This is a genomic window from Pseudomonas sp. Pseusp18, assembly GCF_059506005.1.
In genome coordinates this window covers 2,415,094-2,441,457 of record NZ_CP169240.1, presented here as the reverse complement: position 1 = coordinate 2,441,457, position 26,364 = coordinate 2,415,094, and the positions used below count along the sequence as shown (strand labels likewise).

General features: G+C 54.7%; 29 protein-coding genes, 1 tRNA gene and 1 pseudogene. 22 read left to right on the top strand and 9 right to left on the bottom strand.

Annotated elements, in window-relative coordinates; genetic code table 11:
- The first annotated feature begins 2 nt into the window (after positions 1–2).
- The 14 genes and pseudogenes from ACEN9A_RS11035 to ACEN9A_RS10970 all read left to right on the top strand — a co-directional run bounded on the left by ACEN9A_RS11035 (position 3) and on the right by ACEN9A_RS10970 (position 9,719).
- Complete coding sequence (locus ACEN9A_RS11035; RefSeq protein WP_413386786.1) at positions 3–332, top strand: integrative conjugative element protein, RAQPRD family; 330 nt, start codon at positions 3–5, stop codon at positions 330–332.
- Positions 329–568 (top strand): TIGR03758 family integrating conjugative element protein, encoded by a 240-nt coding sequence (locus ACEN9A_RS11030; RefSeq protein ID WP_413386788.1) that lies wholly within the window; start codon positions 329–331, stop codon positions 566–568. The genes ACEN9A_RS11035 and ACEN9A_RS11030 overlap by 4 nt, the downstream gene beginning before the upstream one ends.
- Before the next feature lie 17 nt (positions 569–585).
- A complete protein-coding gene (locus ACEN9A_RS11025; protein ID WP_055127985.1) occupies positions 586–957 on the top strand; it encodes a TIGR03745 family integrating conjugative element membrane protein in 372 nt (123 codons plus the stop codon).
- Positions 958–964: 7 nt separating this feature from the next.
- On the top strand, positions 965–1,378 hold the full coding sequence (locus ACEN9A_RS11020; protein WP_413386791.1) for a TIGR03750 family conjugal transfer protein: 414 nt from the start codon (positions 965–967) through the stop codon (positions 1,376–1,378).
- The gene (locus tag ACEN9A_RS11015; RefSeq protein WP_413386793.1) at positions 1,375–2,016 is read left to right on the top strand and encodes a PFL_4703 family integrating conjugative element protein; all 642 of its coding nucleotides are present in this window, start codon (positions 1,375–1,377) and stop codon (positions 2,014–2,016) included. Before ACEN9A_RS11020 ends, ACEN9A_RS11015 begins: the two co-directional genes overlap by 4 nt.
- Positions 2,013–2,825 carry a TIGR03749 family integrating conjugative element protein gene (locus ACEN9A_RS11010; protein WP_413386795.1) on the top strand — a complete coding sequence of 271 codons (813 nt, stop codon included), beginning with the start codon at positions 2,013–2,015 and terminating at the stop codon, positions 2,823–2,825. Before ACEN9A_RS11015 ends, ACEN9A_RS11010 begins: the two co-directional genes overlap by 4 nt.
- Positions 2,815–4,332: a TIGR03752 family integrating conjugative element protein gene (locus ACEN9A_RS11005; protein WP_413386797.1), complete on the top strand. Its 1,518-nt coding sequence runs from the start codon at positions 2,815–2,817 to the stop codon at positions 4,330–4,332. Before ACEN9A_RS11010 ends, ACEN9A_RS11005 begins: the two co-directional genes overlap by 11 nt.
- On the top strand, positions 4,295–4,702 hold the full coding sequence (locus ACEN9A_RS11000) for a TIGR03751 family conjugal transfer lipoprotein (protein ID WP_413386799.1): 408 nt from the start codon (positions 4,295–4,297) through the stop codon (positions 4,700–4,702). Before ACEN9A_RS11005 ends, ACEN9A_RS11000 begins: the two co-directional genes overlap by 38 nt.
- Entirely contained in the window at positions 4,702–7,455 is a 2,754-nt protein-coding gene (locus ACEN9A_RS10995; protein WP_413386801.1) for a conjugative transfer ATPase, read from the top strand. The genes ACEN9A_RS11000 and ACEN9A_RS10995 overlap by 1 nt, the downstream gene beginning before the upstream one ends.
- 231 nt (positions 7,456–7,686) lie before the next feature.
- Complete coding sequence (locus ACEN9A_RS10990) at positions 7,687–8,028, top strand: competence protein CoiA family protein (protein ID WP_413386803.1); 342 nt, start codon at positions 7,687–7,689, stop codon at positions 8,026–8,028.
- Positions 7,964–8,116, top strand: a pseudogene (locus tag ACEN9A_RS10985) (competence protein CoiA family protein); the annotation flags it as partial. The gene ACEN9A_RS10990 and the pseudogene ACEN9A_RS10985, both read left to right, overlap by 65 nt.
- 54 nt (positions 8,117–8,170) lie before the next feature.
- Positions 8,171–8,392, top strand: coding sequence for a hypothetical protein (locus ACEN9A_RS10980; RefSeq protein WP_413386805.1), 222 nt, complete (start codon positions 8,171–8,173; stop codon positions 8,390–8,392).
- A 69-nt stretch (positions 8,393–8,461) separates the two neighbouring features.
- On the top strand, positions 8,462–8,830 hold the full coding sequence (locus ACEN9A_RS10975; RefSeq protein ID WP_413386806.1) for a histone-like nucleoid-structuring protein, MvaT/MvaU family: 369 nt from the start codon (positions 8,462–8,464) through the stop codon (positions 8,828–8,830).
- A gap of 55 nt (positions 8,831–8,885) precedes the next feature.
- Entirely contained in the window at positions 8,886–9,719 is an 834-nt protein-coding gene (locus ACEN9A_RS10970) for a hypothetical protein (RefSeq protein ID WP_413386808.1), read from the top strand.
- 120 nt (positions 9,720–9,839) lie between these two features.
- Here ACEN9A_RS10970 and ACEN9A_RS10965 read toward each other — a convergent pair whose 3' ends face one another.
- Complete coding sequence (locus tag ACEN9A_RS10965; protein WP_413386810.1) at positions 9,840–10,097, bottom strand: LasR-specific antiactivator QslA; 258 nt, start codon at positions 10,095–10,097, stop codon at positions 9,840–9,842.
- Positions 10,098–10,266: 169 nt separating this feature from the next.
- Here ACEN9A_RS10965 and ACEN9A_RS10960 point away from each other — a divergent pair, with 169 nt between their 5' ends.
- The 5 genes from ACEN9A_RS10960 (at position 10,267) to ACEN9A_RS10940 (ending at position 14,826) form a co-directional block, all read left to right on the top strand.
- The gene (locus ACEN9A_RS10960; RefSeq protein ID WP_413386812.1) at positions 10,267–10,521 is read left to right on the top strand and encodes a helix-turn-helix domain-containing protein; all 255 of its coding nucleotides are present in this window, start codon (positions 10,267–10,269) and stop codon (positions 10,519–10,521) included.
- Between the two features lie 109 nt (positions 10,522–10,630).
- Positions 10,631–11,587 (top strand): TIGR03756 family integrating conjugative element protein, encoded by a 957-nt coding sequence (locus tag ACEN9A_RS10955; protein ID WP_413386814.1) that lies wholly within the window; start codon positions 10,631–10,633, stop codon positions 11,585–11,587.
- The gene (locus tag ACEN9A_RS10950) at positions 11,584–12,966 is read left to right on the top strand and encodes an integrating conjugative element protein (RefSeq protein ID WP_413386816.1); all 1,383 of its coding nucleotides are present in this window, start codon (positions 11,584–11,586) and stop codon (positions 12,964–12,966) included. The genes ACEN9A_RS10955 and ACEN9A_RS10950 overlap by 4 nt, the downstream gene beginning before the upstream one ends.
- Positions 12,967–12,970: 4 nt before the next feature.
- Positions 12,971–13,279: a hypothetical protein gene (locus ACEN9A_RS10945; RefSeq protein WP_413386909.1), complete on the top strand. Its 309-nt coding sequence runs from the start codon at positions 12,971–12,973 to the stop codon at positions 13,277–13,279.
- Between the two features lie 5 nt (positions 13,280–13,284).
- Complete coding sequence (locus tag ACEN9A_RS10940) at positions 13,285–14,826, top strand: conjugal transfer protein TraG N-terminal domain-containing protein (protein ID WP_413386911.1); 1,542 nt, start codon at positions 13,285–13,287, stop codon at positions 14,824–14,826.
- Here the strand turns inward: ACEN9A_RS10940 and ACEN9A_RS10935 are convergent.
- Entirely contained in the window at positions 14,815–15,213 is a 399-nt protein-coding gene (locus ACEN9A_RS10935; protein ID WP_413386818.1) for a DUF3742 family protein, read from the bottom strand. The two genes, ACEN9A_RS10940 and ACEN9A_RS10935, sit on opposite strands and share 12 nt — an antisense overlap.
- 455 nt (positions 15,214–15,668) lie before the next feature.
- On the opposite strand from ACEN9A_RS10935, the gene ACEN9A_RS10930 reads away from it, so the two are divergent.
- Entirely contained in the window at positions 15,669–15,998 is a 330-nt protein-coding gene (locus ACEN9A_RS10930; RefSeq protein ID WP_413386820.1) for a hypothetical protein, read from the top strand.
- A 125-nt stretch (positions 15,999–16,123) separates the two neighbouring features.
- Entirely contained in the window at positions 16,124–17,074 is a 951-nt protein-coding gene (locus ACEN9A_RS10925) for an ArdC family protein (protein ID WP_413386822.1), read from the top strand.
- Between the two features lie 285 nt (positions 17,075–17,359).
- Here the strand turns inward: ACEN9A_RS10925 and ACEN9A_RS10920 are convergent, their stop codons facing one another.
- A complete protein-coding gene (locus ACEN9A_RS10920; protein WP_047703585.1) occupies positions 17,360–17,554 on the bottom strand; it encodes a DUF7740 domain-containing protein in 195 nt (64 codons plus the stop codon).
- Between the two features lie 219 nt (positions 17,555–17,773).
- On the opposite strand from ACEN9A_RS10920, the gene mobH reads away from it, so the two are divergent.
- Positions 17,774–19,501 carry a MobH family relaxase gene (gene mobH, locus ACEN9A_RS10915; RefSeq protein ID WP_413386824.1) on the top strand — a complete coding sequence of 576 codons (1,728 nt, stop codon included), beginning with the start codon at positions 17,774–17,776 and terminating at the stop codon, positions 19,499–19,501.
- 279 nt (positions 19,502–19,780) lie between these two features.
- On the opposite strand, the gene ACEN9A_RS10910 is transcribed toward mobH, so the two are convergent.
- The 6 genes from ACEN9A_RS10910 to pgsA all read right to left on the bottom strand — a co-directional run bounded on the left by ACEN9A_RS10910 (position 19,781) and on the right by pgsA (position 26,343).
- Positions 19,781–20,443, bottom strand: a complete 663-nt coding sequence (locus ACEN9A_RS10910) for a hypothetical protein (protein ID WP_413386826.1) — start codon at positions 20,441–20,443, stop codon at positions 19,781–19,783.
- Between the two features lie 201 nt (positions 20,444–20,644).
- Entirely contained in the window at positions 20,645–21,772 is a 1,128-nt protein-coding gene (locus ACEN9A_RS10905; RefSeq protein ID WP_413386828.1) for an anti-phage protein, read from the bottom strand.
- A complete protein-coding gene (locus ACEN9A_RS10900) occupies positions 21,765–22,925 on the bottom strand; it encodes a nucleoid-associated anti-phage protein (protein WP_413386830.1) in 1,161 nt (386 codons plus the stop codon). The genes ACEN9A_RS10905 and ACEN9A_RS10900 overlap by 8 nt, the downstream gene beginning before the upstream one ends.
- 641 nt (positions 22,926–23,566) lie before the next feature.
- Positions 23,567–25,408, bottom strand: coding sequence for a tyrosine-type recombinase/integrase (locus ACEN9A_RS10895; protein WP_413386832.1), 1,842 nt, complete (start codon positions 25,406–25,408; stop codon positions 23,567–23,569).
- A 235-nt stretch (positions 25,409–25,643) separates the two neighbouring features.
- Positions 25,644–25,719: transfer RNA gene (locus ACEN9A_RS10890), tRNA-Gly, on the bottom strand.
- Between the two features lie 63 nt (positions 25,720–25,782).
- Positions 25,783–26,343, bottom strand: a complete 561-nt coding sequence (gene pgsA, locus ACEN9A_RS10885; RefSeq protein WP_007933765.1) for a CDP-diacylglycerol--glycerol-3-phosphate 3-phosphatidyltransferase — start codon at positions 26,341–26,343, stop codon at positions 25,783–25,785.
- Positions 26,344–26,364 lie beyond the last annotated feature (21 nt).

Below are 26,364 nucleotides of genomic sequence, written 5' to 3'. Positions count from 1 at the left end.
AGATGTCTACCGTTCCCATTCGCATTTTCATAATTAGCTTGGTCGCCGTTCACTGCGCCAACACTGCTGCGAGTGAGCAGGAACAGAAGCTCAATTTACTCACCCAGCAGCTTGATATTCTCGTCACGTTGGCGCAACAGGCCTCACGTTACGAAGCTCCAGAATCAGGCATGCGATATCGCTTTGACTACCCTCGTTTGATTCAGGATATCCAGCGCATTCGTCTCGGTGTAAATAGCTATCTGTCCCCTTCCCGTGCTCAACCTCGCGATCCTGGTGAACTAGTCGGCGACTACCGTCTCGACACTCCACTCCCGGAGCCGTCGCCATGAGCATGACAGACGCTCAGACCGCAGCCTTCCAAAACGCCTCCGGCTTTTCTGCCAAGAGCAGTTCAACTCTGTGGATCTCCCTGGTTCTAGTCCTGGCATTGCTCTGGTGTACCTGGGTGATGTGGACAGCGTACCGAGGATGGGCGGCAGGAAGCGTTCGCTTTGGCGCGCTCGGAGGCAGCGTCGTACGCGTGTTGCTCGCCTTGTTGATTTTGATGTTCTTCACCCTTTCCTAAACCAGGAGATCACCCTCATGCTCAAGTGCCTTGTTCCTCTGAAAAACAACCTACGTGATCGTGCGAGCCAGCGATTGATCGGCTTGCTGCTGGTACTGGGTCCGAGCCTGGCTTTTGCCGAGCTTCCCACCATGGAAGCCCCCTCGCGTGGTGAAGGCTCCGGCTTGATCGATACGATCAAAAACTACGCCTACGACGGCGGCATTCTGCTCGGTCTGCTGATCGCTCTGCTGGCCTTTCTCGGCGTAGCCTGGCACTCCCTCACTGTCTATGCCGACGTGCAGAATCAGCGCAAGACCTGGAAGGACCTCGGCGCTGTAGTGGGTATCGGCGCCCTGCTGGTGGTGATCATTATCTGGTTCCTGACCAAGGCCGCGGCGATTCTGTGAGGTCGAGATGAACGACACTATCGAGCGCCTTACCGACGGTACGCTGGTCTTTCTACCCGAGCGACTCAATCGTGATCCTGCTGTGCTGCGTGGATTGACCAACGATGAAATGTGGATAGCGCTCGGCACCGGTGCGTTTATTGGCCTTCTGCTGGGCGTGCCTCTGGCGATTGCCACCGCCTCCATTGCCGTGGCACCGACCAGCATGATCGCCTGTATGGCGGTGGTGCTATTTGCCGGAGGCTCGCTACTGCGTCGGGCCAAGCGAGCCCGTCCCGAAACCTGGTTGTACCGCAAACTCGAATGGATTCTCGCCAGCCGTTGGCGCCTGGGTCGCGGAAGTTTGATCCTCCACACCGGTGCCTGGACGGTTCGCCGCTCCCGTCGATTGCGCCCGGCCTTGTCCCGGTGGCAGTCATGAGCCGATTTCGGAACAAGGTAGATGCCCAGCAGGCGCACATCTCCAGTCTGCGATTGGCGGTCCTGATCCTTGCCCTGCTCTCTGCCGGTCTTTGGTACGGCTGGCGCTCGGCACCGACCGATCTGACCGTGCATGTCCCCCCGGATCTGCGCTCGGGCAGCACTCGCAAGTGGTGGGATATCCCCTCAGAGAATGTGTATGCCTTTGCCCTGTACATCTTTGGCCAACTCAACCGCTGGCCCTCGGATGGCGAGCAGGATTATCGGCGGGCCATCTATGGCTTGCAGTCCTACCTGACACCCGCCTGCAAGGCCTTCCTCGACGGCGACTACGAATACCGAAAAGCCGCCGGCGAGTTGCGTCAGCGGGTGCGTGGCGTCTACGAAATTCTGGGTCGAGGCTACAGCGAAGATCCGGAACTCAGGGTCAAGCAACTCGACCGAGACAGCTGGCTGGTCAAGCTCGACCTCAACGCCGATGAGTATTACGCCGCCGAACCGGTGAAACGGGTGGTGGTGCGATATCCATTACGCGTGGTGCGCTTTGACCAGGATCCTGAGCGCAACAAGTGGGGGCTGGCGCTGGATTGTTATCAGGGTACGCCGCAAAAGATCTCTCTGCCTGGAGGTGAGCCATGAAGCGGATTTCTACCCTAGGACTCACCGTCGCACTGATGCTATGGGGAGCTGCAGCGCAGGCCGTCGAGCTGATGCACTGGGAACGTCTACCCCTCGCACTCCCTCTAGTGATCAATCAGGAACGAGTAGTCTTTGTCGATGAGGATGTTCGAGTCGGTGTGCCCTCAACCCTGACCGGCAAGCTGCGCGTGCAATCAACCGGCGGCACGCTGTACCTGCGCGCGTCGGAAGCCATTGCACCGACCCGACTGCAACTGCAATCGGTCGCGACGGGTGAAATCATCCTCCTGGATATCGCGGCCACGCCTGGTGATCAATCGCTGGAGCCCGTGCGTATCCTCAAGAATGATCAGGCGCAGCCTGCCGAGACTGAGTCCAGCACCGTCCCGGTTCCAGAGCGTACACCGATCCCGGTTGCTTTGACGCGCTACGCCGCCCAAAGCCTGTACGCGCCGCTGCGCACCGTAGAGTCACTCCCCGGCATACGCCGCGTACCGCTCAAGTTGCGCACCGAGTTATCGACGCTGCTACCAACCGAAAACGTGTCCAGCACCCCCATCGCCACCTGGCGACTTGGCGACTACTGGGTGACCGCCGTGAAGTTGCGTAATCGTGGATCAGAGACAGTGCAACTCGATCCGCGTCGGCTTCAAGCCAAGCTATTCGCTGCCTCTTTCCAGCACGCATTCCTCGGCCCAGTTGGCAGTGCGGAAGACACCACGGTTGCCTACCTCGTCACCCGCGGAGCCGGCCTGGAACAGGCCACGCTGATTCAGCCTGTTGCGGGGGGTGTTGGCGATGAAGGCTAATGCGTTGCTCAAATGGCTGGTACCGGCTGCGCTGTTAGCCGTGGTGTTAATTATCCTGAAAACCTGGGTGGCGAATGACGACAGTTCCTCTCCAGAGAAACCGCTTGATGAGCGTGATCTTCAATTATCCGCCGAACAAGCTAAGTCGCTTGGCATTGCCGGCGATACACCGCGCGACACGGTCGCCACGCTGGTAGGTCAGGTGAAGGCCATGCGCAGCGACATGCTCGGTTTGAAGAAACACAACGATTCGCTGCAAACGGAGAACAGCCGTCTGCGCGAGCGGGAAAGCAGCGTCGACTCACGTATTCAAACCGCCCTGGGTAGCGTGACCCAGCAGGTCGACGAAGGCCGCCGGCAAGCCAACGAAGCCCGACTCAAAGCGGAACAAGACAGTCGCCAGGCCCGAGGGCTGCTGACGCAACTACAGGAGCAGTTGTCAGGGCTGACTGGCAAAGACAAGGATATGCCCATCGGATTGGGACTTGAATCAGGCGACGGTGCTCAGCTCGAAGGGCCGCACACTGCCAATGATGCTCTGCAATGGATTGAGCCCTCGGATGCTCCGACCACCGACGCCCGAGGTAAAACCAAAAGCGTCTCTCCACTGAGTTTGCCAAGCACTTTCAACTCACTGGAAGGCTTGAAAGACAATGCTATTGATCGCAGCCAGAAACAGTTACGTGCCGCCACCAAGGGTGAGCGTGATCTGAAGCGGTCCGTTGATCGTACCGAAGACGCGAAGCCGGTCTACACCATCCCAGAAAACGCCACGCTGATGGGATCGGTCGCCATGACGGCGCTAATCGGTAGAGTTCCAGTGGACGGCACCGTGAATGATCCTTACCCCTTTAAGGTACTGGTCGGTCCAGAGAATCTGACTGCGAATGGCATCGACCTGCCGGACGTCGTGGGAGCTGTGATGAGCGGTACGGCATCCGGTGACTGGACCCTGGCTTGCGTCCGTGGCCAGGTTGAGTCGATCACCTTTGTATTCACTGATGGCACCATACGCACGGTGCCTCAGCCGCAGGCCATCATCAATCGCAATGCCTCCACTCCCCAGAGTTCAAACACCGAGAAGGTCCGTGGCGGGCTCGGTTACCTGTCCGATCCGTATGGCATTCCTTGTATCGCTGGCGAACGCCGGTCGAACGCCCAGCAGTACCTCGGTAGCCAAAGTCTGATCACCGCCGCCGGCGCGGGTGTCGCAGCCTTGCTCGGGGATGAGCGGAACAACAGCAGCGTAATCAGCTCAGGGGGAAGCACGCTCGGAGTCACGAACAGCGCGGGCAACAGCGCACTGAGCTCAATTCTCAGTGGTGGCGTCAGTGACATCCGCGAATGGGTCAACAAGCTGTATGGCGAGGCCTTTGCCGCCGTGTACGTGCCACCGGCAGCGCAAGTCGCATTGCACCTCGACCATGAGATCACCATCGACTACGAGCCCAAAGGCCGGAGCGTTCGCCATGAAAAAGACTCTGCTTCTCTGCCTGACCTTGATTAGCTGGATCTTGACGGGGTGTGCCACCGATAAGGAAACGGTTCTGCCGCATGGTGAACAAACCATGCTGGACATCTGGAACGGCACCGGCGTCCAAGGTACTCAGCAGCAACTGCTGGACGCTCGACAGCAGTTGCGCCGTCCACTGGCTCAGGCAGACCTCTCCGCTTCGCTCCAGGAGCCGTACACTCGCACAGCGGCGAATGAGATCCACAACCTGTTCCCCCGCCTGCCCAATCCTGATCTGGTGCTGTACGTTTACCCCCACTTGAGTGGTACCGAGCAAGCGCCGGTTCCGGGTTATTCGACGGTCTTTCCATTCTACCAACGTGTGCAGTACGCATTACCTGGTGAACGTCAGGAAGACTTGTAGTGAGTACCGGCGGCTCGGGCAAAAGCACTCCTACGTGGAAAGGCTGGCGCACCTCGTTGCGCCCACGTGCCACCTTGGCCGATGAAGCCGCTCTGTATGCGCACAACCCCAGCTTCACCGATCACTTACCTTGGGTCGAATACCTCGGCACCGAGCAGTGTTTTCTGCTCGATGACAATCGCTCGGTCGGCGCAGTGTTCGAGTTGCTACCTATTGGCACCGAAGGACGTGAGCCCGATTGGCTGATGGCGGCCCGCGATGCGCTTGAGGATGCCCTTCAGGACAGTTTTGACGAGCTGGATCAAGCGCCTTGGGTGGCGCAGTTTTTCTGCCAGGATGACAATGACTTCGCCCCCTATCTGTCCCAGCTCACCGACTACATTGAGGACCGCGCACGAGGCACGGTCTTCACCGAGGCCTATCTGGAGCTCAGTCGGCGTCATTTAAGGGCCATCGCCAAGCCCGGTGGTCTGTTTGAGGATAAGGTAGTGACGCGTCTGCCCTGGCGTGGCAATAACCGCCGGGTGCGTCTGGTGGTCTATCGCTGGCTTGACTCTGAAGCTGAGGAGACAGGACTCACCCCGATGCAATCCCTACAACAAGCATGCGAACGAATCGGTACCTCGCTGCAAGCATGTGGAGTGCAATCAACACGCGTCGATGGCCGAGGTTTTTATGCCTGGTTATTGCCCTGGTTCAATCCGGCGCCCACGCTCACCAATGAAGCACCCGAAGATTTCTACCAACGCGTGGCTTATCCGGAGTCGGGCGATGGTGAGTCGTTAGATCTGCCCTTCGATCACGACTTTGCCGAACGATTGTTCTTCAACGAACCACGCTCGGATGTGCAGCACGGACTTTGGTTTTTCGACGGTCAACCTCACCGCGTGATGGTGGTGGACAAGCTGCGGCGAGCACCATCAATCGGTCAGCTCACCGGCGAGACCCGCAAGGGTGACGCAGTGAATGCCCTGTTCGATCAGCTACCCGAAGATACGGTGATGAGCCTGACTTTGGTGATCAAACCGCAGGATGTACTTGAGGATCAACTGAATCGCCTGGCGCGCAAGGCCATCGGCGAAAACCTGGCGTCGACCCAGACCCGCCAGGACGTTGAAGAGGCTCGCGCAATCATCGGCCGCCAGCACAAGCTGTATCGTGGCACGCTGGCATTCTATGTGCGCGGCCATGATGAACATCAGTTGCATCAGCGCTCCGTCAGCCTAGCCAACGCGCTGTTGGGGGCGGGGCTGCAACCGGTACGTGAAGGCGATGAAGTCGCCGCCTGCAACAGCTACCTACGCTGGTTGCCAATGTCCTATAACCCATCCCGAGATACGCGCAATTGGTACACCCGCCTGATGTTTGCCCAGCATCTCGCGAACCTGATGCCCGTCTGGGGCCGCAGCACAGGTACAGGCCATCCGGGCATCACCCTGTTCAATCGCGGCGGCTCGCCGTTGAGCTTCGACCCGTTGTCACGCCTGGACCGGGCCATGAACGGTCACCTGCTATTGTTCGGCCCAACTGGCGCTGGTAAGTCTGCCACGCTGGTCACTCTACTGATGCAAGTTATGGCCGTGTACCGCCCTCGCCTATTTATCGTCGAAGCCGGTAACTCATTCGGCTTGCAGGGCGACTACTTCGCGACACAGGACCTCTCGGTCAACAAGGTCCAGCTAAAACCCGGCGCTTCGGTCAGCCTAGCGCCCTTCACTGATGCCTGGCGCTTGGTCGAGCAACCGGATCAGGTGGCCAATCTATCGATTGATGAGTGGGATGATGACGCCGTAGCAAGTCACGAAGACCAACGCGACATTCTTGGTGAACTGGAGATTACTGCACGGCTGATGATCACAGGTGGCGAAGCCAAGGAAGAGGCCCGCCTGAGCCGGGCCGATCGCAGTTTGATTCGTGAATGCATCATCGATGCAGCGCAAACGTGTGCCGGAGCGAATCGCCAGGTGCTGACCCACGACGTTCGCGACGCCTTGCTGCGCGCCGGTGCCGACCTGCACTTGCCGGAAAAACGCCGCGAGCGTGCCCAGGAAATGGGCGAATCCATCGACCTATTTTGCCAGGGTTTCGAGGGGGAACTGTTCGATCGCAAAGGCACGCCTTGGCCCGAGAGCGATGTGACCATTGTTGATCTCGCCACTTACGCTCGCGAAGGCTACGAGGCACAGATGTCCATCAGCTACATCAGCCTGATGAACACCGTGAACAACCTTGCCGAACGCGACCAGTACCTGGGAAGGCCAATCATCATGGTCACCGACGAGGGCCATATCATCACCAAAAACCCGCTGCTGGCGCCCTTCGTGGTCAAGGGCACGAAGATGTGGCGCAAGCTCGGCGCCTGGTTCTGGCTCGCTACACAGAACCTTGCTGACTTCCCCGCTGCCGCGCAGACCATGCTCAACATGATTGAATGGTGGATTTGTTTGAACATGCCACCGGCGGAAATTGAAGAAATCGCACGGTTCAAGAAGCTCACGCCGGCGCAGAAGGCCTTGTTGCTCTCTGCCAGTAAGGAGTCGGGAAAATACACTGAGGGGGTCGTGCTATCGAAGAAGCTTGAGACCCTGTTTCGTGCCGTTCCGCCCAGTCTCTATCTCGCCTTGGCCATGACGGAACCAGAGGAAAAAGCTGAGCGTTGGAGACTGATGCAGAACAACGGTTGTTCGGAGTTGGATGCGGCCCACCGGGTGGCTGAGCGGATAGATCGAATCAGAGGAATAAGGCCAACATAGCGGGTGCGTTCCGTTTTTTTCCCAACAACTGAGTTTCAGGATTCTGGCCGGAGCGAATTCGCAAGCTGCATCGTCGAATACATGCGTTGAGATTCAGCACCCGTGCGGTACCGTCAAAGTGAAACCGACCAAGGCTCTGTATCCTAAAATAGAGCTCAGACCTGTCCCACTTGAGCAGGCGTAACCCTTGTGGCCTACTGACGGTCGATAGGCCATTAACATGGACACATGATGCCTGAAGCATTCACCAGGGACGACCAGGCGGTCTACGCCAGTCAATACACCGTTGCTGAGTGGGACGCGTTGAAGGCCCAGTCCCTCAGCGATCCGTTTGCATTCAAAATGCCGTGCTGCGAATCACGGGCGGTTCTCAAGACGAGCATGAATGGTGTGCAGTTTTTCGCTCACTACTCGGACGAGTGCGCCACGGCGCCAGAGACCGTCTGGCTTATTGAAGCTAAGGATCTGGTCTTTGGGGCTCTCAAGCTTTTTGGACTGAACCCTCGTAGTGAGGTGCCGGGTGGTACAGCTAAGGGATCGATGGAAAGCAGACGTATACTTCGAGGTGGGTGATCGCAAGATCGCTATTGAGCTCCAACGTTCCTACCAGCATCTTCGTGATTTCATTCGGCGCCAGGAGCGCTATGCCCGTAGTGGAGTTGAGTGCTATTGGCTCGTGCGGTATGAGGTTGGCAGGACACTGGGTAAGGCCATAATGACGAAGCGGTATCGTGGTGAGTTCAACAGCGTGATGCCTCCGCATGGTCACATGATCAATACCTGCCCGGAGTTTTACTTCGGCATGCTGATACCCGAAAAAGATCCCAATGTAGTGACGCCTGGGCTCTATTTGAACCATTCCGAGCTAATGGCGCATATCTACCACGACGATCTCCATTGGAATGGCATGCAATGGACGGTGAAGCCGGCGACGTGATGAGCATCACGTCTGTTCACCTACAGCCATGCTGACTACACTGCTATCACTAAATATCTGAGGTGTCACATGTCCCGTCTTGCCGAATTCCGTAAGCTCGAACAGCAACTGGCCTTGCAACTGGCCGAGCTTGAATCCCTCAAAAACGACAGCGGGCTGAAGAAAGAAATTGAGTTTGAAACCAAGCTGCGTGACCTGCTGGGCGAGTACGGCTATAGCCTGAAGAACATCATCAACATGCTTGACCCCCAAGCCTCCACCCGCCGTGCTCCAGCTCCTGCTGAAACCAAAAGCGCTCGCAAGCCTCGTCAGTTGAAGCAGTACAAGAACCCGCACTCAGGCGAAGTCGTCGAGACCAAAGGCGGCAATCACAAGATTCTGAAAGAATGGAAAGCCGAGTACGGCTCCACCACGGTCGAGTCCTGGCTGGCTCAGTAAGACTTTTGCGTACACATGAGGGGCCCTACGGGGCCCTTTCTCGTGAGATATGGATATGTTCGAATTCATGAAGGACAGGCTTGAGCGGAAGCTGTTTGCTTGGGCAATCGCTGCCCTCATCTGCCTATGTGCGGTCAAAATCAAATTTAACGCTACCGACTACATGAAGACTGAATGGCCCAGTGTGGTGCTACTTTTCCAGTCCAAGGCTTTCGAGGACATTGTCGGTGATCTACTCACAGGCCTGATCGCAGCTTATTTCTTCTACGTGGTCATCGACGTCATCCCGAGGCAGAGGAAGGAGTTCCAGAACATGGAGGTCTTGAATCGTCTCGTCGCCTCCATCGTTGACTCATACGCAAAGGCTCACTTTTTTGGCCATACCATGGCCATAACCCAAGTCGACCTGAACCTTCTCGCATTAGATAACATCGATAATCTGATCGCGGGTGTTAAGAAGAAGCCAGGCATGCTAAAGCTGAAGTCCGCGCTCTTTACGGCTCACTCCAGACATGCTGATTTCTCTGCCACCCTCAACATTGCTTCTTCAATCAGCCCTGAGCGAGCTCTTCAGTGGCTCGTGCTGACCGACAAGGTTCGGCTGCTCGTGGACAATTATGAGCAAGATCCGAAAAGCGATGACTACGAACCAAGGCATGTCTACGGAAGTAGTCGGGCGGAGATCGATGACAATGCAGTCGACTTTCTAGCGTATGAGTCCGCGCTAGAAAGGTACTGGGCTAGCCTCCGAATTGGCGTCCTGGAATACCTTGAAGAGGCAAGGGTATGGATCAGTCCCTTACCCGCTGATGATCCTTCAAACGCTCCGACCTACATCCAAGAGAATGACGATGGCGTTACATTTAGTGAAAGCGCATCAGATAGTTAATCGACGGTGTCGGTGTTGCTGGTTAGGCGACGGGACAAACCGTTGCTCCAGTTCCCGAGACTTGTCCAGTTCATCACCACTGCAAGCGCTAAAACCAATACGAAAAGTAAGATAGGTTATTTATTTCACCATACCTCGAAGCCGCTGCTGAATCCTCAACAAAAAACCCGCTTCAAACGCGTCCTGGCCGTCACCAACCGGAAAGGTCTTGCGCGCCTGCGACAGCTCCCACCACAGTGGAACCTCATCGACAGTCTCCAGCCACTCCTCGGCGCATTGCACGCCACGCTCGATCATCGGTGCAAACTCACTGCCCCACGGTGTCACAAGATCAGGGCACCCATCCGCCGCCGGAACTGAAACGTAATTTTCGTTCATACACACCCTAGATTTCTGATTACTGTTAGACGCAGAGCCCGATAACGAAGAATCTTAACGAGACCAAATGAACGCTCAATCACAGACATGAGCAGCAAATGGCTTACATTAGTACCAATGTAGACTATATCCCGTGGATTGAGGGTCCCTGAAAGCGCAATTTGCGCGCATGACTCAGGACTACGAACAGCTTCGTGTGAATTTGGCGGAAAATATTCGCTTGATGCGACGCGTGAAAAACCTTACCCAAGAGCAGTTGGCGCTCATGGCCGAGGTGGATCGTACTTACGTCAGCCAAATCGAACGATGCACGAGCAATCCGTCGCTGATGGTCCTGTGCAAACTAGCCAACATTCTTGAGGTTGCTACGGACCAGCTTCTCACCGAGCCAGACGTCTTTCGCCGCGCGCTGAGCATCGAATAGCCTGCTCGTGATACTGTAAAATCGACAGCGCCAGCTTCACCTTTATCACTGACGACGTACGTTCAAATCATTGAATGTGCCCAGGCCATTTTTCCAAAGAGCCTGGACCATGTCTGTCGCGCACCCGTCAATTATGCCAAACAAGCTGCGCCCTATAGCACTAGGCGCTCTGCTGGTATGCGGCCCGGGCATGGCGCTGGATACCGGGAGCATCACCTCCTCTGTCCTTTCGCCAAACTGCCTCGCATATAAAGTCGTCGGCATTTGCTTCTGGCTCCTCTGTACGCCCTTCGGCTGCACCGTCAAAACCTCGCCCAAGGTGCGTCATTTTATACCTGAACTGGTGGTTTCGAGTTACGCCACCACGGGCGCAAATCCTTGGACCGAGATGGCCACCCTATCCTCTCCAATCAGCGGTGCGGGAGGTGGCGGCAACCTGATCACGCAGAACACTTACCGCGATAACCTGCCGCGTTTCAAGAACGTCGACGGCATCGGACATCCAGGTGGCTGGGCCGCAACACAATTGGCTTCGCAATCCGGCTATGCCTGCGCCAGTGGCGCCACCGCGTTCCTGCCTTACTACCTGAGCACCCTAGACTCTTTGGCCTGGCGCCATGGCATTCCGGAAAGTTTCTATCCCGAATCCCTCGTACCGGGAGTCCGTGAAATTGGTCATCAGACATTGGGAAACATGTGGGGAAACGTCTATCCCCGTCAGGGCTTCCTGGTACAGCCAGATGATTTCAAAGCTTCAGCGGTGATGGCTCAACGGGCCGGCGATGTGATTACTCGTATTGGGCAACCGCATGTGTACTTACCACTCACACCTATACCACGCGACGGTTATTGGCCGCCCGGTCCTATCATCGAAAACGACGCCACAACCCATAAGTGGCAACTGTTATATCCCCAGCTTCAGCCTACGTGTGCCCTCTTCCCCAGCGATCCTATACAGAGCGCCGATGGCGGCTACGCCTGGTCACTGTGGCGTCCTTATAGCTGCTGCAAACGTGAGGGGCAGACCTTTCTGTTCAGCATCGACTTCGAAGGAGGTGCGTCATGAGCCGGCGTAACAGTCGATCAACGCTAGGCATCGTGAGCCTGTGCCTCTGCACACTCTTGGCGGCAGCCGCTCCTACCCATGCCGCCGAGGACGATTATCGACTCGGCACGCAAGGCGGAGTACTCGACGACCGGGTGATGTACACCATCGGCGGTGGCTCCGCAGTGGGCTCTCCGAGCTCGCTCTATCGACCCAGTGGTCTCGGCGTCGGCGGGGCCTGGCGCGCGAACATGACGTGCGGAAACATGAGCCTCACCAACACCCTGCAGAATCAGTTAAACGGTGTGACCGAAGGTTTCCAGCAGATCATGGGCAGCATTGTGCAGAACGCGACCCAAGCCGTGATGTCGCTACCAGCGCTGATTATCCAGCGCGCCAATCCCGGCCTCTATGAGTTGCTCAGCAACGGCGTGATGCAAGGTCGCATTGACTTCGACCGCTCCAAACTGACCTGCCAAGCCATGGCCGAGAAGATGGCCGACAAAGTTGGGCAAGCGGGCTGGGGGGAGTTGGCCAAGAATCAGGAAATGCAGGGAAGCCTGGAGAATACAGGCGGTGATGCTGTGGCCGCGGTGAAGAACACCGAAACTCATAACGGCAACAATGGGGTGTCCTGGGTCGGTGGGCAGAAGGCGGGAGGTAGCGGGCAGACGCCCATCAAAGTGACCTCCGACGTGGTCCGTGCGGGCTATAACCTGCTGCATAATCGCAAAGTGGATGACAGTACCTCGATCAGTAGCAATGATTGCCTGGGGGGAGCCATCTGCCAGACCTGGGCTTCGCCTCAGGAGGAGTCCGACTGGGCTGTTCGTGTATTGGGTGAGAGCGAAGTCGCAACCTGTGACAGCTGCGAAACCCTGCGAGCTACCGCCGGCAGTGGATTGACACCACTGATCCAGGAGACCTACAGCGAGCACCTCAAAACCCTACAAGGGTTGTTGTCAGGCTCACTGCCGCCCACCCCTGATAACTTGGTTAAAGCATCCAGTTCAATGCTACCGGTGACCCGTGGCGTGATCGAAGCCCTGCGCGACGATCCCGACCAGGATGTGTTGGCGCGGCGCTTGGCCAGCGAGACGGCCCTGTCCAGTGTGCTCGATAAAGCGCTCCTGCTACTGCGCACACTGCTGGCAGGTAGTCACGAACCGAACATCGCCTCCGCCGAGCCGGCACAGACCGCTTTGACGAAAAACATTGATGCTCTTGAACGTGAGATACGTCTGTTGCAAACCGAGCTGCAGGTTCGACAGATGCTGACCACCAATACTGCCAGCCTTGTACTCGATCGACATGTCGGTGGTGCGGATGCTTCACGTACCGTCGAACAAGGCGACCCTGAGCCCGGTCGACTCAATGACGCTGATTCTAGGCGCAAGTGAAGCCATGAAACGCTCACGGCTATTCACACTGATTTCAGGCCTGAGAATTGCTGCTGGGATGATCCTCACTGCCGTTCTGGTCGCATGGATCGGCCGCAATGCGCTGGGTAGGTTCGAGGTCTGGCAGCTGGTATTCGAATCCGTACGACCCTATCTGCGGTGGTGGCGCGCCCTGCTCTACAGCGCCCTCTTTGCGCTCTGGTGGGATCTGCTTCGGCACTACCGACACCGACCACAGGATCGGCTGCGCGTAACACGCATTGGAACGATGGGGCTCTTGCTCTTTACCTGCATCGAACTGACCCGGTTGTGACCGCCATGCTCATGAGCACCAACAGCTACTTGGAGTTTTACCTCTCCCTGCTGGCCTGGATCATCAACAACGGCATATGGAGCGTGCTGTCTGACACCGGACTGTTCGCTGCGCCCTTTGCCGCCATCATCCTGCAGGAATGGCTGTCGGCCCGTCAGCAAGGCGCAGATGAAGGCAACAAGGGACTGCTCTCGGTACCGCGAATCGAGAACCGATTATGGCTGGCCTACATCGTCATCTTGTTCGGTTGTGCACCGGTTTTTCCGTTGAGCCTCACGTCAATGGCGTTCGATGATGCCGCAAGTCAGCGCTGCGGCGTGAGTGTGGCCAAGCCGACGGAAACCGCCTGGGGTACCACCTTCAATACCATTGGCGAGCGCTCCGCCAACGTGCCGGTCTGGTGGTTCCTGGTGCATGCCCTGAGCAAAGGCATAAACGCCGCAGCAACCGCCGCCATCCCATGCGCACCGGATATCCGACAGATGCGCATGGAAATCGACAGCTCGCGCATCGGTAGCCAAGTGCTGTTGCAAGAGGTGGCCGACTTCACTCGTGACTGCTATGGCTACTCCCGTTCTCGTTTGTTCACCAATCGTCCGCAGTTGGACAAGGCCCAAAGTCACGATGCCGCGTGGATCGGCTCAAGCTATTTTCTCGACACGCCCGGCTACTACGATACGGATCGTTCTCGCACGCCACGAGTCAGTTGGCCCTATGACGAAAGCCGCGACGTTTCCCTGCCTCAGCTAGAGAATGGCGCGGGTTATCCCACCTGCAAACAGTGGTGGAACGACAACGGTATCGGGCTACGGGATCGATTGATTGAGCAAGTCGACGCTTCGCTGCTCACCCAATTGAAAGGCTGGCTGACTGGTCGATCGAGCAACGAGATCGAAGACGCCACGCTGCGTGAGCTGGTCAGCCCGCGTCAGCAATCGATGTCCATGTCACCCGGACAGGTGTACCAGGACTATGGCTCCAGCGCCCGTGGTGGCTCGATCAATCAGGGGCTCAATAACCTGGCCACAAACACCGGGCTGGCTCTCGGGTCCTTCAGTAATTTTCCCGCAATGAATGCGCTACGCGCTGCCCTACCGATGGTACAGGCGTTTCTGATCATGGGTGTGATCATCAGCCTGCCGCTGGTTCTGTTGGTCAGCACCTACCAGTTGAAGACCGTCATGACCGTGACGTTTGCGTTGCTCACCTTGCACATGCTGACCTTCTGGTGGGAGCTGGCGCGCTGGGTTGACTCAAGCATGCTCGACACCTTGTACAACCAGGTTTCGGCTTCCAATCAGGTTCTGTTGTCTCTGCCCACATCCGGGTTTATGGATGGGACTGTCACGGCGCAGGTGATCGAGTATGTGATGGGGGCAATGTTCATCGTGCTGCCGATGCTGTTCCTAGGAGCGATGAGCTGGGCAGGATACTCAGTCGGCAATGGGATTCAAGGCATGTTGGCGAACGGCAGCAAAGCCGCAAGTGATTCCGCAAGCAAAGGCACTGATCAAATATTGGGTGCCGCTAAGCGCTCAATTAGATGACTTGCTGTCGCCTATGTAATGCCCGTTGTCGTCGAAGTCACCAATGTAGAGGTCAGCACCTAGGTAGTCTGGCCCCGGGTTTTCCTCTTGATGATCGGCATCAACAAAAGTCCTGAGCCAAAGCAACGTGATGGTAGCTAGCATCATCACAAAAAACAGAACCAGCCATACACCGAGAAAAAGCAGTGCTCCGATCAATGCCAGTTTGGCAATCAGAAAGCTCCCGCGAACGAGTAAATTACCCGCTGGCATACCTGCCGCTGTCGCACGCTGAGCCACACGAAACTCAAACGCCTTAAACTTTCGATACCCTCGCTTTACCGACATGCCGAATGCATACGCCCAGCGATGGGCGCGGGAGACATGAATGGGCTTCTGCGTCGGCATTGCGCGCCCTCCTCCGAACGTTTTCATGATTGAAACAGAAGTAACAGCCTACTACTGAAAACTGTCCGTGCCCGACCGTTTATCAGTTTCCCCAGCCGAAAAAACCTCACTGGAAGGCGGAAGACAAACCCAGTGAAAGAACGCCCCTCCGGCGGTTGACCCATGTAAATCGTCCGGCTAAATACACAGTACGGATCGCTGTTTTCGACAGCACACTCCTAGGTAGCCGAAGCCTTCAAGGCTACGTCACTTCGGTGAAGGCTTTCCCAAGTGCGATAAGCGTTCGGTAGCTCGCACGGTGACCGCTTCCGCGGTGATGAACGCCTTCTCCTCTGCTGAGTGCCTATCGAGCCATTCTCGTCAGGTACCCCCTCTCTTGTTTTTCTTCAACCCACTGCGGGGAAATTCTTTCCCGCACGGGACAGGGTTCTTCGCGTTTTCAACGGAGGTACACCATGTCCGACTCACCCACACTCGAAGCCCTGAGCACCATTCAGTTACCCATCGTGTTTACCCCTGATGCCTGGCGAAGGGCGGTGCTATTCGAGCATTCAGATCATCCTGAAAGCCTACTGCTCACTCAGTTGAGCAATGTAGTACGCGCGGCCCTCGAAGCTCACCTTGCCCACCCACTCGAACCTTATGTGGTGTTCGAGATAGCCCAGATTACATCAATAGGTCGTCCAGACTATGACTTGACACTGCAACTGAGCCTCAGACTGCTACAAGAGCCGAACCAGCCTGTCGCCTTGCTGATCGCTCTTGTTGGAGAGCCCCAGCACTAAGGACCCATCACCCATATTCGCACTCGGGCAACAGGCCCGGCCTGCGTCAATCCAATTCCACCACCCAATCGGGGAACCCTCCCCGACGGGCAAGGCGTTCCCCCGATTTTTTTGAGGAACATGCCATGCGCGATATCTACCAAGATGTGACTGACAAGATCGTTGCTGCTTTAGATCAAGGCGTTGCCCCCTGGATCAAACCTTGGGCATCTACCTGCTCATTTTTTCACACCGACCATCACCAACCCTACCCGATCAACGCCGTCACTCAGCGCCCCTATGCCGGCATCAACTTGCTGTTGCTATGGGCCGAGGCCCGGCTACAGGGATTTACTCAAGATCGTTGGCTGACCTTCAACCAAGCCAAGAAAGCCGGCGGACACATCCGCAAGGGCGAGTACAGTACCCTGGCGGTTCTCTACAAGCCGATGGAACGCGAAGAGCAAACCGAGTCAGGCCAACCTATTCTCGATGAGAATGGTCAGCCCAAGGTCACTCATTTTGGCATTCTCAGAACACATTTTCTGTTCAATGTCGAACAAACGGAGGGGCTCGAAGCGCTCACTGAAACACTGATCGAAACGGAACCAAGCGATCCATTCCAAGCCAACAGCACTGCGGAAAATCTGTTATTAGCTTCTGGAGCAAAGATCGTCCACCGGCCTGCCAGCGAAGCGTTTTACCACCCGCTCAAGGACTTCATCCAACTGCCGACAAAAGCCCAATTTCATGATGAAGGCGGCTACTACGCGACCGCACTGCACGAGCTGACACACTGGACCGGACATCTCTCCAGGCTGCAGCGAGAGGGACTCACCTCTCCCTGTCCGTTCGGCTCACCGGCTTATGCTTTTGAGGAGTTGGTCGCCGAGATGGGTGCTGCTTTTCTATGTGCCCACGCCGGTATCCAAGGAGCGCTTCGACATGAAGGCTACATCGACTTCTGGCTCAAGGTACTCAAGGCAGACAAACGAGCGATATTCAGGGCCAGTGGTCAAGCCAGGGCCGCGTCGGAGTACCTGCTCAACCTGAAGCAGCAATTGGAGCAATCAGCAGCGGAGGCCCCCACCGAGTAGGAGCGTCAACGTTCAATCGTATGTAATTCTTAAAACTCACCGCTTCAAATACTTCACAGGGCCCGACGCGAGTTGGGCCTTCTTCTACCAGCGAAGGCGCATCAAGACATCAGCTACCATCAGCGCCTTTGCTCAGTTAGTAATCACCCCATCGCAATCAGCGTACTCCGCGGCACGCAGAGTTTTATCCACAGATATACCCACGTTTTCCGTGGACAACTTTACCTACGTCCGAGAGCCTCCTTGGACGCAGCGAGCCACGGAAAAGATCGCAGAGATCGCAGGTCAGTTATCCAGGTTCTCTGCCAGAAACCCGACTAGATCGAGCGGACTTCGGCTGTCGATTACCTTGTAGATCAGATCGCGCTTGCTGCGCGGCAACTTCTTGACCACGCTCTTCGCTGAGGCCCTGACAGCCTCATCTGTTCCATGGATACGTGCCGCGAGGAGCAGCACGAGCGTTGCGTCAGTAAGGTTCATGGCAAGACCCAAAAATTATGCAGCGCAGTGTACTGACTCTTTTCTTTTCAGTACCAGCCCAAGAAACCGATGCCTAGCGATTTCAATATTCCGATTGCCGCATAAAAGGACACCAGCCAAAAGGGGAGCAACGGTCGAAGGGAAATGGGAGTTCAAGGGTAAGAGCTCTATCCGAAAAGGCTAAAAGGCCAAAGGTCCGGCCGTCACCTGGAGACCACGATGCTTCTCAACCTGTTCCTTCGCAAAAGGCAAAAGCTTCCCCCCCTGCTGTCCGCGAACGTCACCGAAGGTTACCTGTCCATCGAGTCAGCTCCAACTCTTTTGGCGGTCGATCACCGCCGCCAGTTACTGGATCGTATCTGGCAATACACCGCCCTCTCCCATACCCAATTCACTCAGCTCTACTTGCATCCGATCCATCGCTACGCCGAGCAGGTTCAGCAGCTCCCGGCCAGCGAAGCGCACCATCATGCCTATCTCGGAGGCATGCTGGATCATGGGCTGGAGCTGGTCGCCTACAGTCTGAAACTGCGCCAGTCCTATCTGCTGCCCACGGGCGCAGCCCCTGAAGACCAGGCTGCTCAGACTGATGCCTGGTCCGCAGGTATCGCCTATGGCGCTCTGCTACATGACATCGGCAAGATCGCCGTGGACATGTTAGTCGAACGCCAGGACGGCCGCCTTTGGCATCCTTGGCAGGGTCCCTTGGATCAGCCCTACCGCTTTCGCTACATCAAGGGTCGCGATTATCACCTGCATGGCGCAGCGGCGGGTTTGCTATACACCCAAATTCTCGACCGACCTATCCTGGACTGGCTCAGTGGATTTCCGGCACTGTGGGCTAGCCTGCTGTATGTCTTAGCAGGTCAGTATGAACATGCCGGTGTGCTGGGGGAGTTGGTGATGCAGGCAGACCGCGTCTCCACCGCACAGAACATCGGTGGAAATCCGAGCAAGGCGCTGCAGGCGCCGATCCATTCGCTGCAACATCACTTAATCAGCGGGCTGCGTCATCTGGTTCAGCATGAGCTGAAACTCAACCAGCCAGGTGCCGCAGGTTGGTTGACTCAAGACGCGTTGTGGCTGGTCAGCAAGACGGTCACGGACAAGCTGAGGGCCTATCTGCTATCGCAATCGATTGAGGGCATTCCCTCATCCAACCTTGCGGTGTTCGACGAGCTGCAATCGCATGGGTTGGTTGAGTCCACCCCAGAAGGCAAAGCCATCTGGACTGCGCAGGTCGTCCAGGGGGACTGGCAGCAGAGCTTTACTTTTTTGCGCCTTCAACCAGCGTTGATCTGGAGGAACGAAGACCGACCAGAGCCTTTCAGCGGAACAGTGAGCATAGCTGTCGATGGCCACCCGTCTGACGCTCCGACATTGGCACCAGCGCCTAAGACAGTCAGTGCAGAATTGCGTCAAAGCTCTTCGCTGACAGATCCTACACAGATGGAAGATGCTGACTACCTCAGCACTCTTCTGGATTTGTTCGAAATGGGAGAAACCGAGGCAAGTGATCTGCCGTCAGAAAATGCTCTCAAAGTCTCAAGCCCATCCTTGGACAACGCAGGTCAAATCTTCCTGAACTGGGTCAAGGAAGGTATCCAGAGCCACAAGCTGATCATCAACGACAGCAAGGCTAAAATCCACACGGTGAGCGGCAATGTATTACTGGTCACACCTGGTTTGTTCCAACGCTACGCACAGGAGTTTCCTGGTATTTCACAGGGGGGCGATTTAGAAATTGAAGAATGGCGTTGGGTACAGAAGCAGTTTGAGAAACTGAAGATCCATAGAAAACGGGAAAATGGTTTGAACATCTGGGTTTGCGAGGTACATGGCCCCAGAAAGACAACCACCTTGAAAGGATACCTGATTGAGGGCCCTGAACTATTTTTTGAATCCGCGCCGTCTGACAATCTTTTCCTGAAAATCAAAGAAGACTGATCGCATATTTCCTCTTCGCATGAGAAGGAGCAGGTCTGCCCTTCTTTCAAGCGTTGTTTCTCATCCCGTCAACCACCGACGTCCAACGTTGGACTGGAACTACTAGCCTTACACGCATTACACAATGACAACTCCAGCCTTCATTAAAACATCTCGTACCACTAATTTCTGCAGACGTCTCGAATCACCTCATACAGCGACCGTGTCTGTTGCTCCAACCCAGCCACTACCAACAAGTACCCAGCAGCTGAGCTCGCACGCAAATCGAGACTCAAGCCTTCAGCGACTATACATAAACTGGCTAATCAAGCTTGATAACATATCTTCCAAAACTGCCGATTCGTCTTCATCCAGCTCAAATGCTGGAAAACTTTCGATAAAATAGGTTATCTTCTCATTATCATAACCAAGTGATTTTCCTGCCACCAGCCTTCCTTTAATGAAATTAACCTTTCCTCGGCTCGCCGGGTGCAATTCAATCATTAGATTAGTAAGATCGGCGGGCGCTAACAAATACTGATTTTCATCGATTAGTATTTCCAAGTTTTTTCCACGCCACGCAATGGGTTTGAACCTATCTCTATTTCCAGAGCAAATTCGAAAAGGATATAGCACATCATTAACATCTTTGAATCTTTTATAAAGCTCAGAAACTGAAGGCAAATTGGAAAAATCCGAATGAATTAGGCTGTTGCGGAATTCCTTCAGAGCTAAAACTTCTTTTATGAAATCTGGCCAATAGTTCTCAAGCTGAGGATAGAGAGGATATTTAATCAATTCGTTAACTATCAGATTGTGCAGCTTTGCTTTGTCATGCGGAGCGCTCCCACTCTTTGACTTAATATAGTTCACTATCAGCCTCTCGAACTCAAGCGCTTGGAACCGCAATTCGTCAACGGATGCATGAGAAAAATCTGGCTTATCCTTGAAGGTCGTTTCCATGAATAAAAATCTCTTTCTCTTGGTAAAAAACAGCTTGAGCATTAAAAGTCCAACAATATGTCAAATGATGGTTATATAATATTAAAAAAGACTTAGTTTCACATGTCGATTTTCAGCTAAAAGCAGACAATCAAAACAAAATCTGCTTAGCCCTTAAATAGATAGACCGGCCCAACATATGACCTGGTCAAAAGAGCGCTACTAGTTCTCTAAAAAACGTTTGAGCAGAATCAGACTTACCAGTATGAATATTAGCCAGCATACGCGGGTTAGCGTGTTAAGCTTGGACTCAGCAGACTTAGAGGAGATTGAAAGCTTTTTTCGTGATTCTTCAATTTTTTCTTGAATCTCTTCTACGCCTACGACGATATCATCGTACTTTTGTGTGGAGCGTTCGAATTCGTCTGCAAGCAGATTGATGTGGGTGACTACGTTGTTGTTTAAGGAAACTATCATCCAGGTTGAAATTATTAGTCCCACGAGTATAACGAGGTAATCCCATGCGGTTGTAGCAGGTTTCAAGATAGCGCCCGCCGCCACGATACCACCTGGAACAGCAAACGCCTTTGTCTGCTGGGCCATGATTGCGTCTTGGACCTTGCCTAAAAAGCTAACGCAATCGCTTTCGATTTCAGTGAGAATTTTGTTGACCGAAAATTTGCTTACATAAACTTTATAGCGCTCGTTGTATTTTTTGTAGAAATTCGAAATGGAGGCCATTATCACGCGAATGTTGCAGTCTTTTTCATCTTTCAAGAAATCCGTCAGCGTTTCTCGCATAACGTGACGCCTTTCTTCACAATGAACGTCTTCATCTGCCACCACTGCTGCATGCATTGTTTGAGCGTGCTTAATACCCTCTGCATCGACATTGATAGTCATTAATTCGTCACATGCTATCAGGTACGATACTTCTAACTTTTTAAGAACCGATTCTTTCGAACTGTAGAACACGTATTTAAGAATCTGGCTTTCATCGCCGTTGTTATGGCAAAGCGTTTTGAGCGTTTCTCTAAGCAAAAAATACAAGTCAGTTAGCCGGAAAATTGAAGCATGCTGATCCTCGTCCATGCCGATGATGTGCATGTGTTCAGGCTTTTTGCTACGTGTCCGTAGCGTATGCCACATTGCCTCAGTATCGGCAAAGAAGGGCACGTAGCCTTCGTTCCACGCCGAGGACTCCAGCAGGAAAAGATCGTGCCCAATCAGGTCCAGATTTTCGGGACTGTGGCAGCCATAAGTTTTGAGGAGCTCATGGACGTCTTTCATATCCAACGATTGCGTGTCAAATATGAGCTGGTCCTCATCCAGCGAGATTCGATCAAGCATCTTGGGATCCTGACGATGGAACGTCAGCATTTATACCTTTCAGCTTATTTGATACGTCGCTTGGCAGCTTCACCTTCAGGTACACGAAATCCTTGTCGACGCTAAGATCAGCAGTGCTGTCGCCAACGGCCACTGCATCTAGTTTCAAACGTCCCGCGAACTCTCCAGAGGGAAGCTTGAGATCCACATATCCCATGCCTTTAGCGGTGACACCAGAAGGCTGGAACTCTTCACTCACTTTAAAGCGTTCAGAATTTTCTGAGACGAATTTGATGAGTCCACCAAGATGGGGCGAATCTTCTCTCAGGCATTTGTTAATCACGTGCTGAATTTCTGAAAGATGTACCCGCTCGCCTGCTTTATTTTCAATATAGCTAACTACGCGCGTGTGTATTGTGCGTCGCTCTGACAAGGACAGCGTACTTGCTTCCTCTGTAAAATATGCGCTCAGCGCATTTTTCAAGTTTTCAACGCAGACATTTCCCGGTATTGAATCAGAACAACCCAGCGCGACATTAAAAAACTCGCTTTTTGAATTCCCTTTAATAAAATAAAGGTAGGAATCACCTGTATTTTGCGGAAAGCCTTTTCTGAATTCTGTCAAGTCCATACAGGCGGCCTGACGGAAATCCTGGAGGTTTAGGCTTTCCGTCCCTCTCGGGTTGAGGTTGTTGTCATCGTCAAAATCATATCCGCCTCTCTTGCCAAGCATAACAATCAAGAGATGGTCTACCTGCCGGTAATCTTGGTAGTGTGAAAATACAACATAGCCCTCATTGAGAGAGCGGCGTGCCGGGTCGTTTGCTTCATGGCACAGCCGTTCCATAACGCCGGTGACAAAGGCATTGAAATCGAGATTGCTAGAGTATTTGGAAAAATTATCGGCAACGGCGAGCATATTCGGGTCTACGTATCCGTAGATCCTCCCGCTCCTGGAAAACTTCCGGCCAATGAGATTTACAAAGTCAACGCATACCGGAGACTTGAGATCCCAGTCGTTGCCTTTGTTGCTATCGTAGAAAGTCAGGCCACCAAGCGTTTTTTTGAAAAACTTCGCGGCACAAGCGTTCAACACAACGAGCGACTTCACCTCAGAATTTTTAACCTCAGTATCCGTATTAGGATGAGGTGTAGTTTGTGTTTGATCATCCATGCCATATTCGTCCGTAGTGACTATGAATGCCGAACGTTCTTGACGTCAGCTGCGAGTCATGGATAGTAGCACAGTGATAGCTTTGGAGCCCTGCATCACCGCAAACCAGTTGGGTTTGGGTGGTATCGCAACGAGATCAGGTTGATGAAACGCAAAGCACAGCCCCCACCCGCTCCCCATAGCCGCAGCCAATCCTGCTGGCCATTAAGGTCCCCCATTGAATGCGTCCAAAAGATTGCGCCGATATTGGGCACACCATGAAAAAGCCCAACCTTTTCAGATTGGGCCAAGTCATAAAAAAGTACAGGCGGAACGGAGTGATTCGAACATTCGCCCCCTAGCACCCCATGCATGTGATGGGGTAGCGGGATATTCCAGATTTGTCCGCAGGCCGTGTCTACCGAACAAATAACCCGGCACAAGGCCGGGTTACCCGCCATCCCCAAGGCGCAGCCCCCGAATGAGAGGGATGGAGAGCTGACAAGAGAATGCGGGCGCAGGATAGTGCCAAATCGAACCTTCCTGCGCAATAGAGACCTCTTGTCGACTGCCTGGGACACCTAAGGCGAGCTGTGAAGAGTCCGCGATATATGCTCCCAAGCAAGCAGCTCCATCCCTTGTCGGAGCACGAAAACAGCACTTCAGCTTGAGCTCAGGGCACGGCAAACAATTTGAGCAGTCATATCGAAATTTTCCAGAGTGAGCACATCGATTGGCGAGCGTCCTTTTAGACGCTCATCAGGTTTACAAAGAACGCCATAAAGCCTCCACGCATCCACTTCTGGAGCCCCCGTTAACACCGCGAGAACCAGTTTGTGCTGCAATGGATCAAGCTGCCAATCGGGAATTCTCTGACCGCGATTGCCCAGGCTCAGGGACAGCAGGCGACGGGCTTTGATATCGCGATTGACCTGATCACGGGATTTGCCAGCCAGCTTGGCGAAAACAAGCAGCGGCAAATTACTCGGAGCCTCATAGATGGCTAGCATCTCGGCTCGCTGGCGCTGGATGTCGGACACCTGGGGGTTTTGCGATTCTTTTGCCCGGATCGGAACGGGCACCACAGATGACTCGCGGGGTACAACAAGGGTCGGTTCACAGTCGGCTAATAAATGGGTTGTTGGGGCGGTCGCAGGATGAAAGCTGCCGTTATACGCAACAACAGCTGCATTCGTACTTTCTAGCAAGGGCAACGAAGCCGCACCCTCCAACCGGATAGTAAGCGGAGAACTCGCAGCCTTCAGCTGGCCCTGCCCCCAAAGATCCAGTCGATTGGCCCAATCCTGCATCATGGTCCGGCGCTGCTCGATGTATTCCGCGTGGTTGTAGGCCGCGCTCACCTTATCTGGATCGGCATGAGAAAGCTGGGCGTCCACCCATACCTTCGGGTATCCGATCTCATTCAGTGCCGTCGAGATCGTCGCCCTCATCCCATGGCCCGTGAGCTGGTCTGCATAACCCATCCGGCGCAGAGCTCCATTTAGCGTGTTCTCGCTGATACGCTTTGTCAGGTCGCTTCGGTGAGCGAACAAATAACGTTGTGCAGGAAGAGCCTGGTCCAGCAAGTAGCGGACTATTTCAAGCGCCTGAACCGAGAGCGGGACTATGTAGGGCGGTATGTTTTGGGCTTGCCTCCCTGGCTTACGCATCGCCAGTTGGAGCTGCTTCACCACCTCCGGCGGTATGATCCATAACCGCTGCTCCAGATCGAACTGATCCGGTGTCGCCAACCGCAATTCGCCCGTGCGAACACCGGTCAGCAACAGGAGTCGTAGCCCTAGCCGTGTTTGGTTTGTCCCCTGGTGACCACGGAGGGCCGCCAGCAACGCCGGCAGCTCGTCCATTCGGAGGAACGGATTGTGTGCAACCGGGGGTTTGGGAAGTGCAACCACATCGAGATCCGAAGCGGGATTTTGTTCCAATCCCTCAATCTTCACCAGCGCATACCGGAATAACTGATTGAACCAGGTCCGACATTTCTCAGCTGTCGTGAGCGCCTTGCGCTGCTCGATCCTGCTCAGTAAATCCAGCAGGTCGTGGCGATTAATATCATAGATCGAGCGTCCGCCAAGAATGGGCAGGATATCTTTATTGAAGGTTCTGATGATTTGCGAGAGGGTACTTTGGCGGCCCTCCTTCAGGCTCAGCCTGCGGAACTCCACCCACTGGTTGAACACCGCTTCGAAGGTGTGTTCTGCTGCAAATCGAACAGCGCGGCGCTGCTGCTTACGGTGCTCATAGGGATTAATGCCCTGGGCCACCAACGCACGCGCCTCATCCCGGCGGGATCGAGCTTCTCTGAGACTGATTTGCGGATAACTACCCAAGGACATGCGCTTCTGGGTGCCTGCCCAGTAGTATCTGAAGCGCCAGATTTTTCCACCGTGAGCCGTCACATTGAGCGCTAGCCCATCCGTGTCGCCAAGCGTGTAGTCATTGCCAGTGATTCGTGCGTGCCGAACAGCCGTTTCCGAGAGTGCCATAGCGAGCTCCTGAACAGAGTCAGGGCCAGATGCTTCTCTCGCTAACCGCGCTGCTCCAGCGAAAAACCGATTCGGTGCTCGTCTACATTCAAATTTCCCAGTCGGGACTTAAATCGGGACTTAAAAGCACCGGATACCGCTGGATTTCAGTGGTTTCCGCCAGAACGAAAAAAGAGCCTTTCGGCCCTTATTTCAATCACTTACAGAATTCAGTGGAACTCTGTAGCGCTATATCTGGAGCGGGAAACGAGACTCGAACTCGCGACCCCGACCTTGGCAAGGTCGTGCTCTACCAACTGAGCTATTCCCGCGTCTTGGTGAGGCGCATTCTATAGAATCCAGATGCCCCGTCAACCCCTTGATTCAAAAAAGTTTTATTTCTTTTCCACATCCGTCTTCAGATGCGGCCAGGCGGCCCGCAAGTACTGGACCATGGACCACAAGGTCAGGCCAGCGGACACCATCAGCAAAGCGTAGCCCATCAGGACCCAGAAGCTGAAGTCCGACGGATTGGCCAGCAGGATCACCAGCGCCAGCATTTGCGCGGCGGTTTTCCATTTGCCCAGGTTCGACACCGCCACATGGGCACGGGCGCCGAGTTCGGCCATCCACTCGCGCAGTGCCGAGACGACGATTTCGCGACCGATGATGACGGCGGCCGGCAGCGTGAGCCACAGGTTGCCGTGTTCTTGCACCAGCAGCACCAGCGCAACGGCGACCATCAATTTGTCTGCAACAGGATCGAGGAAGGCCCCGAACGGAGTGCTTTGTTCCAGACGTCGGGCCAGATACCCGTCCAGCCAGTCGGTCGCGGCGGCAAAGGCAAAAACCGAAGCCGACGCCAGATAGCTCCAGTGGTAAGGCAAGTAAAACAGCAAAATGAAGATCGGGATGAGCAGGACGCGTAGAACGGTAATCAGATTAGGGATATTCATCGGCACAACTGGCTACGAGGT

Bases quoted from the DNA above. Each gene is read 5' to 3' on its own strand.
- ACEN9A_RS11035 (WP_413386786.1), top strand. From the start codon at position 3: ATGTCTACCGTTCCCATTCGCATTTTCATAATTAGCTTGGTCGCCGTT.
- ACEN9A_RS11030 (WP_413386788.1), top strand. From the start codon at position 329: ATGAGCATGACAGACGCTCAGACCGCAGCCTTCCAAAACGCCTCCGGC.
- ACEN9A_RS11025 (WP_055127985.1), top strand. From the start codon at position 586: ATGCTCAAGTGCCTTGTTCCTCTGAAAAACAACCTACGTGATCGTGCG.
- ACEN9A_RS11020 (WP_413386791.1), top strand. From the start codon at position 965: ATGAACGACACTATCGAGCGCCTTACCGACGGTACGCTGGTCTTTCTA.
- ACEN9A_RS11015 (WP_413386793.1), top strand. From the start codon at position 1,375: ATGAGCCGATTTCGGAACAAGGTAGATGCCCAGCAGGCGCACATCTCC.
- ACEN9A_RS11010 (WP_413386795.1), top strand. From the start codon at position 2,013: ATGAAGCGGATTTCTACCCTAGGACTCACCGTCGCACTGATGCTATGG.
- ACEN9A_RS11005 (WP_413386797.1), top strand. From the start codon at position 2,815: ATGAAGGCTAATGCGTTGCTCAAATGGCTGGTACCGGCTGCGCTGTTA.
- ACEN9A_RS11000 (WP_413386799.1), top strand. From the start codon at position 4,295: ATGAAAAAGACTCTGCTTCTCTGCCTGACCTTGATTAGCTGGATCTTG.
- ACEN9A_RS10990 (WP_413386803.1), top strand. From the start codon at position 7,687: ATGCCTGAAGCATTCACCAGGGACGACCAGGCGGTCTACGCCAGTCAA.
- ACEN9A_RS10980 (WP_413386805.1), top strand. From the start codon at position 8,171: ATGACGAAGCGGTATCGTGGTGAGTTCAACAGCGTGATGCCTCCGCAT.
- ACEN9A_RS10975 (WP_413386806.1), top strand. From the start codon at position 8,462: ATGTCCCGTCTTGCCGAATTCCGTAAGCTCGAACAGCAACTGGCCTTG.
- ACEN9A_RS10970 (WP_413386808.1), top strand. From the start codon at position 8,886: ATGTTCGAATTCATGAAGGACAGGCTTGAGCGGAAGCTGTTTGCTTGG.
- ACEN9A_RS10965 (WP_413386810.1), bottom strand. From the start codon at position 10,097: ATGAACGAAAATTACGTTTCAGTTCCGGCGGCGGATGGGTGCCCTGAT.
- ACEN9A_RS10960 (WP_413386812.1), top strand. From the start codon at position 10,267: ATGACTCAGGACTACGAACAGCTTCGTGTGAATTTGGCGGAAAATATT.
- ACEN9A_RS10955 (WP_413386814.1), top strand. From the start codon at position 10,631: ATGTCTGTCGCGCACCCGTCAATTATGCCAAACAAGCTGCGCCCTATA.
- ACEN9A_RS10950 (WP_413386816.1), top strand. From the start codon at position 11,584: ATGAGCCGGCGTAACAGTCGATCAACGCTAGGCATCGTGAGCCTGTGC.
- ACEN9A_RS10945 (WP_413386909.1), top strand. From the start codon at position 12,971: ATGAAACGCTCACGGCTATTCACACTGATTTCAGGCCTGAGAATTGCT.
- ACEN9A_RS10940 (WP_413386911.1), top strand. From the start codon at position 13,285: ATGCTCATGAGCACCAACAGCTACTTGGAGTTTTACCTCTCCCTGCTG.
- ACEN9A_RS10935 (WP_413386818.1), bottom strand. From the start codon at position 15,213: ATGCCGACGCAGAAGCCCATTCATGTCTCCCGCGCCCATCGCTGGGCG.
- ACEN9A_RS10930 (WP_413386820.1), top strand. From the start codon at position 15,669: ATGTCCGACTCACCCACACTCGAAGCCCTGAGCACCATTCAGTTACCC.
- ACEN9A_RS10925 (WP_413386822.1), top strand. From the start codon at position 16,124: ATGCGCGATATCTACCAAGATGTGACTGACAAGATCGTTGCTGCTTTA.
- ACEN9A_RS10920 (WP_047703585.1), bottom strand. From the start codon at position 17,554: ATGAACCTTACTGACGCAACGCTCGTGCTGCTCCTCGCGGCACGTATC.
- mobH (WP_413386824.1), top strand. From the start codon at position 17,774: ATGCTTCTCAACCTGTTCCTTCGCAAAAGGCAAAAGCTTCCCCCCCTG.
- ACEN9A_RS10910 (WP_413386826.1), bottom strand. From the start codon at position 20,443: ATGGAAACGACCTTCAAGGATAAGCCAGATTTTTCTCATGCATCCGTT.
- ACEN9A_RS10905 (WP_413386828.1), bottom strand. From the start codon at position 21,772: ATGCTTGATCGAATCTCGCTGGATGAGGACCAGCTCATATTTGACACG.
- ACEN9A_RS10900 (WP_413386830.1), bottom strand. From the start codon at position 22,925: ATGGATGATCAAACACAAACTACACCTCATCCTAATACGGATACTGAG.
- ACEN9A_RS10895 (WP_413386832.1), bottom strand. From the start codon at position 25,408: ATGGCACTCTCGGAAACGGCTGTTCGGCACGCACGAATCACTGGCAAT.
- pgsA (WP_007933765.1), bottom strand. From the start codon at position 26,343: ATGAATATCCCTAATCTGATTACCGTTCTACGCGTCCTGCTCATCCCG.